This window comes from Polaromonas sp. P1_G4 (assembly GCF_056405475.1).
Map to the genome: position 1 here is coordinate 1 of NZ_JBFUCA010000346.1, position 4,538 is coordinate 4,538.

General features: G+C 63.4%; 4 protein-coding genes and 1 pseudogene. 2 read left to right on the forward strand and 3 right to left on the reverse strand.

Translation table 11 applies throughout. From position 1 onward, the window contains the following. Positions 1 to 19: 19 nt before the first annotated feature. Positions 20 to 988, reverse strand: coding sequence for a shikimate dehydrogenase family protein (locus tag AC1D1X_RS16170; protein WP_477667900.1), 969 nt, complete (start codon positions 986 to 988; stop codon positions 20 to 22). Positions 989 to 1,181: 193 nt separating this feature from the next. Here AC1D1X_RS16170 and AC1D1X_RS16175 point away from each other — a divergent pair, with 193 nt between their 5' ends. Beyond that, positions 1,182 to 1,994, forward strand: a complete 813-nt coding sequence (locus AC1D1X_RS16175) for an IclR family transcriptional regulator domain-containing protein (protein WP_477667901.1) — start codon at positions 1,182 to 1,184, stop codon at positions 1,992 to 1,994. Between the two features lie 192 nt (positions 1,995 to 2,186). On the opposite strand, the pseudogene AC1D1X_RS16180 reads toward AC1D1X_RS16175, so the two are convergent. Further along, positions 2,187 to 2,345: pseudogene (locus AC1D1X_RS16180) on the reverse strand (short-chain dehydrogenase); the annotation flags it as partial. Positions 2,346 to 2,488: 143 nt separating this feature from the next. Here AC1D1X_RS16180 and AC1D1X_RS16185 point away from each other — a divergent pair. Next, positions 2,489 to 3,373, forward strand: coding sequence for a DMT family transporter (locus AC1D1X_RS16185; protein WP_477667902.1), 885 nt, complete (start codon positions 2,489 to 2,491; stop codon positions 3,371 to 3,373). Between the two features lie 142 nt (positions 3,374 to 3,515). Here the strand turns inward: AC1D1X_RS16185 and aroC are convergent. Further along, positions 3,516 to 4,538: chorismate synthase (aroC, locus tag AC1D1X_RS16190; protein ID WP_477698653.1), on the reverse strand; the 1,023-nt coding region annotated here is incomplete at its 5' end.

The following is a 4,538-nucleotide window of genomic DNA, read 5'->3' on the forward strand; positions in this document are numbered from 1 at the left end:
CCTCTGGGGGGTTAAAAAATCAAGGTGATGCGAGTCGTGCTTCCCCGACTCCTGGGATGGGAACACTGTCAGATGGTGTGGTCTGGAAGGGGCGCCTGATTTCACCGGCCATCGTGGCGGGGTACAAATGCCCACGGATAAAAGTGGCATCGCGGCGAACGGCCTGCGCCGCTGCGGCATGCCCAAAAAAATCCAGGTAGTCCGGCACCTGCTGGATCAGCATCTCAAATCCGGGCTGTGCGGTCAGACCGCGCTCGCGGGCAGCGCGAACCAGCGGCGTCGGCTGGTTCTTCATGAGGATGTCCATGACGGCCGCATGCGGCGCCATGCGGGAGACATCGCACGGCAGGGGATCATCGGCCCTGAGCCCCAGCGGTGAGGCATTCACCACCACGTCATGGCCCGAAGGGTCACCGCTGCTCACAGCCGCGATGCTTGCGTTTGACAGCGGCATAGCGGCGGTAATCTGGTCGGCCAGCACCTGCGCCTTGCCGGGCGCCGGGTCATACAGCGAAATGGCGGCCGGCGACTGGTTTCCCGCCATCGCGAGTGAAGCGGTAATCGCGGCTGCCGCGCCGCCTGCGCCCAGTATCAACACGCGCTTGCCGGCGTAGGCCACACCGAAATAGTCCAGCGACAGGACAAACCCTTTGCCATCAAACAAGGCACCTTCCAGTTCACCGGCTGCGTTACGGCGAATGCCATTCACCGCACCGGCTACCCGGCCCGCGTCATTGCAATGCGAAAGCAGGCTCATCACTTCTGCCTTGTGCGGGATGGTCAGCAACATGCCTTTGACGTTCCTGGCCAGGAAAGCGGCTTTCACAAAAGCCTGGATGTCCCCGGCGGCCACATGCACCGGGACAAGGACAGCATCAATACCCAGCGTCTTGAAGATCAGGTTGAACACCTCCGGCGCACGCACCTGCCCGACCGGATCGCCGGGGATCAGATACACGTCGGTATTGCCCTGAATGGTGGAAAACATGCTGGATTGCCTAAAACGTTCGATAATCGATTGAAACTGCCAGATTTGGTGTGAACTTTAGTAGCTAGCCTCAGGAATCCCAACAGGTTTATCACCAAATTGATCGATGATCGCTCAATAAAGATCGATGATCGAACGAAACAAGGGTTTGACCTATGCCTGCGTTGAAACCCTCTTGTGAATACTTCAGCAAATGACTGCGGCCAAACTCCCCATTTCACCCTCTACATTGCAGGCCCCCAGCCCTTCCACGCTGGACAAGCGCGACTGGATTGCCGGGCTGGAAAAAGGCCTGTCCGTCATCGAATGTTTTGACGACGCCAACCCACGCCTGACCGCCAGCCAGGCCGGCGCGCGCTGCGGCATGACACGCACGGCCGCCCGCCGCTATTTGCTGACGCTGGAGCACCTGGGGTATGTCGCCGGCGACGGCAAGCTCTTCTGGCTGACGCCGCGGGTGCTTCGCCTGGGCCAGTCCTACCTGGAGTCGGCCCGCCTGCCGCGCATCGTGCAACCCTTTTTGCAGCGCGTGACCGCCGGCACCCAGGAGAGCGCGTACGTGAGCGTGATGGACGGAGACGACATCGTCTATATCGCCCGCAACGGCTCCAGCCGCGCCATGAACACCGGCTACGTGCTGGGCTCACGCGTGCAGGCCCAGGTCACGGCAGCGGGCCTTTTAATGCTGTCGATGCGCGACCCCGCCTGGCTGGAAACCTGGCTGGCCAACCACGAGCTCAAGGCCTACACCTCATACACAATCGCCAGCAAGGACCGCCTGCGGATCGAACTGGCGCGCGTGCGGGCACAAGGATGGGCGATTTCCGAGCAGCAGCTGGAACTCAATTACCGCGGTATTGCCGTACCGCTGCGGGACCGGCACGGGGAAGTGGCCGGGGCGCTCAGCGTGACCATGCCCATGGGGCATGAGTCGAGTGAGGATGCGGGGGGACGGGTTTTGTCGGTGTTGCGGGAGACGGCGCAGGCGATGAGAAACCTGATTTGAGTGCATCTGCCAGGGCGGTTCTTGCTCTGGCGATGCGCGCTTTGCTGAGGGTGGCTGGCCGGGGGTTGCCCGGCCAGCCGCTCTCAGTAGAGAACGCCCAAGCCGGAGCAAGATCCAGCCTCAAGATTCGCTATCAATTCAATAGCTGCCCGCGCTTATCCCTATTAGTCAAAAGCCATTTTCACTAATGAATCAAACCACCCCAACACTCCCCGTCAACGGTAAAACAATCCCCGTGACATAACTGGAACAAACAGGAGAAGCCAGAAATACATAAGCAGGCGACAACTCCTCAGGTTGCACCGGCCGCCTCATGTCGGTCTTCCTGCCGAAGTCCTTGATGACGAGTGGCCCGCGCCTGGCGCGGTGTAGGAAAGATTCGCGCCTTCGCCCCAGCCATGCCTTGCGGCCGCTGCAGCGTCGGGCCGAATCTTGCACAATCAAGGCAGCCATCTTTTCCATTGCCGCTTTTGTTGCCGCCCGAGCGGCGTTTGATGCAAACCCGACACTTCCTCCAGCTCATCGCGATGTCCGCCCTCTGGGGCGCATCATTTCCCCTGCTGCGTATCGCCAGCCCTGCCCTGGGGCCGTGGGTGGTAGCGGCCACCCGCTGCGTCCTGGCCGCAATCGTGCTGGGTCTGCTGATGAGCAGGCTGCGCGGCCAATGGCCGCCGCGCGAGGCGTGGCCCCGGCTGGCGCTGCTGAGCATGCTGTCGGTGGTGGTTCCCTTTGTGCTGTACAACTGGGCCGCGCTGGTCATCCCGTCGGGCTATTCGGCGGTGCTCAATGCCACGGTGCCGCTCTTCGGCGTGATGGCCGCCGCGCTGGCCGGCGAGGAAAAACTCACCCGCATCCGCCTGCTCGGCTGCGCGGTCGGCTTTGCCGGCGTCGCGCTGCTGGTGCAACTGGGGCCCGTCGCCGTCACGCCCCGGGTCGTGCTGGCGGCGTTGGCCTGCGTCGCCGCGTCGGCCAGCTACGGCTTCGGCGCCATCCTCATGAAACGTGCCACCATGGCCTATTCGCCGCTGCCTTCGTCAGCGGTGGTGCATGTGGCCGCGGCCCTGATCCTGCTCATACCGGGCGGAATCGCCGCACCCTCGGCTGTTCTGACGCCGGGCGCCGTGGCTGCCGTTACGGTGCTGGGCACGTTTACTTCCGGGTTTATGTACTGGATCAGCATGCGGCTGATGCGCGAGATTCCGGCCAGCGCCACCACGTCGGCGGCCTTCATGATTCCGCTGTTCGGCGTGACCTGGGGCGGGCTGTTTCTGGGGGAGCCGGTGACGATCAGCATGTTGCCCGGTTGCATCCTGGTGTTATCGGCCACCGCGCTGATCACGGGTTTTAACCCGTTTCGGGCTGCGCCACCTGAGCCATAAAGCTTAAGGCACGCACCGGCGCGAAGTCGTAAAGAAATCGTGGCGAGCGGCCCGAGCAGCCCGAGGTCGTGTCGAGGACCGGAGCCGTACACCCACCCGTACGGTGAGGACCGCAGATGCGAGATCGGGCCGCGCAGCAGATTTATTTTCGGTTTCGCATGATGTTGGGCGTGGCGACCACCACATCCGCATTCTGCGCACGCTGGCGCAGCGCATGCTCCATTACCACCAGGGCCAGCATGGCCTCGGCAATCGGCGTGGCGCGAATGCCGACACAAGGGTCGTGCCGGCCCTTCGTCACCACCTCGGCGGGGTTGCCTGCGGTGTCGATCGACTGGCGCGGCGTGATGATCGAGCTCGTCGGCTTGATGGCGATGGACACCTCCAGGTCTTGCCCCGTGCTGATGCCACCCAGTACACCGCCGGCGTTGTTCGACTGAAAGCCCTCAGGCGACAGACCGTCGCCGTGCGCGGTGCCGCGCTGCGTGACGCTGGCAAAGCCGGCGCCAATTTCAACGCCCTTGACGGCGTTGATGCCCATCATGGCGAAAGCGATGTCAGCGTCCAGCTTGTCAAAGAGCGGATCGCCCAGGCCCACCGGCACCTTGGATGCTGTGACACGAATGCGCGCGCCGCAGGAGTCGCCCGCCTTGCGCAGCGCGTCCATGTAGTCTTCCAGTTTCGAGACGTCGGCGACCGGCGCGAAGAACGGGTTGCCCGGCACGTGTTCCCACGATTCAAACGGAATCGCGATGTCGCCGATCTGCGTCATGCAGCCGCGAAAGGTGGTGCCGTATTTTTCAGCCAGCCACTTCTTGGCCACCGCGCCGGCTGCCACCATGGGCGCCGTCAGGCGGGCGGAGGCACGGCCACCGCCGCGCGGGTCGCGCCGGCCGTATTTGTGCAGGTAGGTGTAGTCGGCATGGCCTGGGCGGAAGGTTTCCAGGATGTTGCCGTAGTCCTTGCTGCGCTGGTCGGTGTTCCTGATCAGGAGGCAGATGGGGGTGCCCGTGGTCTTGCCCTCGTACACGCCGGAGAGGATCTCGACAGCGTCGGGCTCATTGCGCTGGGTCACATGCCGGCTGGTGCCTGGCCGGCGGCGGTCCAGGTCGCCCTGGATGTCGGCCTCACTCAAGTCCATGCCGGGCGGGCAGCCGTCAATCAC